The sequence below is a fragment of the Vibrio sp. RW genome (genome assembly GCF_027587105.1).
Classification (GTDB): Bacteria; Pseudomonadota; Gammaproteobacteria; order Enterobacterales; family Vibrionaceae; genus Vibrio; species Vibrio toranzoniae.
Window position 1 is genome coordinate 1 of the sequence record NZ_JAPPTM010000062.1, and the last position, 2,377, is coordinate 2,377.

Sequence of the window (2,377 nt, forward strand, 5' to 3'; positions counted from 1 at the left end):
GTTGGAAAACGAACAGGTGAATAGCTAGAACGCAGAACAAAGCTTATAGACCATAAACGCTTTTCTGCCCTTTGCAAACTAACGCCGCGTTAAGGGGCGACAACGCTATGCCCCCAAGCTTAATCATTGTGCCATAAACACATAAGCCAAACTTTAAACTAAAACCGCCAAGCGTTGGGAGTCCCTCTTGAACGCTTTGTTATGTTGCGAAGCTCGCTATTACGCACGTCAGAAACGCGGGTAAGCCAGAAACAAAAAGCTTGATGCAAAATATCGTGTTTGATGAAAAACGTTCGTCGTCAATTTCATCAGCCACCGAACCATCGACCATTAAACCTGTCACCCTTTCCGCTTTATCGCCACCAAAACCACCTTCAGGAGGATACATAAAAAATAATGCTGCTATTCCCCAAAGAATCATCGCGACAAAGAAAGCGTAGTCAGACCAAAAATTAAGACCAAAGAACCCAGTAGACTCCTCAAATGCGACCACAACGGCGGTTGTAATGAGATTGCTGACAACAAGAAACTTCAATAAATTTAGCACTTTATTCCTCGCAATTCCCTAGCAACATAACGCTAAGCTAAGTGGCTAACAAACCTGCCACCCTACTAAATTTGAACACCTTAAACACACAGCTTAACCAAACCAAAAATGCCGAGCGTTTGTTAGTCCGTCTTAAGCGCTTTGTTAGTTTGCCACCGCGATGAAACCAGAGGTTTAGCGCCAAGGTGCTGAATTGGTTACAAAACTACTGGCTTTGAACACAAAAGTAAAACGGACAGCTCAGAATTTAAACCCAACCAACAAAACAAACTTGGCTAAGAAGACTTTCGTAGATGCCGACAGCCACAAATACCATCTTTCAATGTTCCCGCTTAACTTTCAAAATCAAAGAAGCAGCGCGCAAGAATATTGAGAAATGAACCTTACTAACACGGAAGAATTGAATGACACGGAAGCCAATTAGCCGAAAAACTGGCTACGCGAGATGCCTATTTCAATGAAAAGTCTTTGGGAAATAACAGGTGAATAGCTAGAACGCAGAACAAAGCTTTTAGACCACAAACGCTTTTCTGCTCCTTGCAAACTAACGTCGCATTAAGGTGTGAGCAACGCTACCACGAAACCTAACCATACCACCGTAAACACAAAACCCAACTATGGAATGAAAAATGCCAAGCGTTGGGAATCACTCTTAAATGCTTTGTTATACGCCTGTGCGCTAAAAATCACAGCGCTTTTCAACTAAGGGGATGTATTTATTTCTAGATCTTTTATCAAGAACCAAGTATTTACCATGGTCAATAAGAACTTCATATTGAATATTCTTACGACCGCCACCAAGGTGTTTTTGTGGCCAACTCGGCCAAAACTTATATACACGACCTGTGAACTTAAGCATTTCCTTATTAGCAAGAGGTTCCATGTAAGAACTAAAATCACGCTCTACTACATAGCCCAAAATCTCATTCTCTTTTAGAAAATCGTCACCAGCATTCTTTCCGATAATTTTCCATATTTGAGGCTCATTTGTACCAAAATAATCAGTTGCCAATATGGAGAATGATTGAAAACAGTCATCTTGTATGTCTTGTTTTCGGCTACAACTGTAAATTAATAGAGAGATACTTCCGATTACAAAAATCCATTTAAAAATCATATATCTATCACCCATTAGCAAGTGGCGTATAACGCCGCGTTAAGTGGCGTATAACGCCGCGTTAAGTGGCGTATAACGCCGCGTTAAGTGGCGAGCGACGCTAACTACCTAACCTAAACCATTGTGACATAAACATTTAAACTAAATTGACCCGAAAGCGCCATGCGTTGGGAGTCCGTCTTAAACGCTTTGTTATGCCGATATTAACATTTCCATGAATACAGCATCTTCGCCGTATACAGGACTTATATCGCCACTTTCCAATGCACTAAAACCTAATGTCGACCAGTAGCCAGCCGCGCCTTGAACTGCAACTAGAGTAATTTTGTTAACGCCCATTTTCTTTGTTAATTCAAACACTCGATTAGTCAACAATCGACCAACACCTTTGTTTTGTGCTGTGGCACTAACCGCCATGTCATGGATGAAAAATTGATGGTTACCACTGACCATTGTTAATGGTTCAAAAAGCTTTGGAGGTATTGAACTATCCCACGGATGTGACAACAAATAACCCGCGATATCTCCGTCGCTCGACTCACACACAAAACAACTTGTCGGTGAAACGACACTTTTACTTTTGAGTACATCCAATTCTTCGAGAACACCATCATGATACACCTCAGCCTGAATTCGAAGTATCGAATCCCAGTCTGACTCAATAACTGCTCTAACCTTCAAATTGCACCTCAATTGTCATTTTCCATTTTAGG

General features: G+C 41.3%; 3 protein-coding genes. All 3 read right to left on the reverse strand.

The window, feature by feature from the left end; translation table 11 throughout:
* Positions 1–199 precede the first annotated feature (199 nt).
* Positions 200–547: a hypothetical protein gene (locus OCT63_RS21255; RefSeq protein ID WP_269984577.1), complete on the reverse strand. Its 348-nt coding sequence runs from the start codon at positions 545–547 to the stop codon at positions 200–202.
* Positions 548–1,226: 679 nt separating this feature from the next.
* The gene (locus tag OCT63_RS21260) at positions 1,227–1,664 is read right to left on the reverse strand and encodes a hypothetical protein (RefSeq protein ID WP_269984578.1); all 438 of its coding nucleotides are present in this window, start codon (positions 1,662–1,664) and stop codon (positions 1,227–1,229) included.
* Between the two features lie 192 nt (positions 1,665–1,856).
* The gene (locus OCT63_RS21265; RefSeq protein WP_269984579.1) at positions 1,857–2,345 is read right to left on the reverse strand and encodes a GNAT family N-acetyltransferase; all 489 of its coding nucleotides are present in this window, start codon (positions 2,343–2,345) and stop codon (positions 1,857–1,859) included.
* Positions 2,346–2,377: the final 32 nt, after the last annotated feature.

Bases quoted from the DNA above. Each gene is read 5' to 3' on its own strand.
- OCT63_RS21260 (WP_269984578.1), bottom strand. From the start codon at position 1,664: ATGATTTTTAAATGGATTTTTGTAATCGGAAGTATCTCTCTATTAATT.